Annotated in this window: 1 protein-coding gene; it reads left to right on the plus strand. The window is 69.8% G+C overall.

All coding sequences use genetic code 11. The annotated features are described in order from the left end of the window. Positions 1-288, plus strand: a 288-nt coding sequence (locus OR16_RS38975) for an acyl-CoA dehydrogenase family protein (RefSeq protein WP_006165012.1), incomplete at both ends; no start/stop codon positions are given.

A 288-nucleotide genomic window follows, 5' to 3' on the forward strand; every position in this document is an offset into this window, starting at 1 on the left:
CTGGCACCGCATCCTGCACGCGCACGGCTGGGGTGCGCCGGCGTGGCCGGAGCGCTTCGGCGGCACGGGCTGGACGGCCATGCAGCGCCTGATGTTCGAGATCGAGACGTTCCGCGCCGGTGCGCCGCGCTTGTTGTCGTTCGGCCTGACCATGATCGCCCCGGTGCTGATGAAGTATGGCAGCCCCGAGCAGCAGGCGCGCTTCCTGCCGCGCATTCCCGGCATGGAGGATTTCTGGTGCCAGGGCTATTCCGAGCCCGGCTCGGGCTCCGACCTGGCCTCGCTGAA

The sequence above is a fragment of the Cupriavidus basilensis OR16 genome (assembly GCF_000243095.1).
Taxonomy (GTDB): Bacteria; Pseudomonadota; Gammaproteobacteria; order Burkholderiales; family Burkholderiaceae; genus Cupriavidus; species Cupriavidus basilensis_D.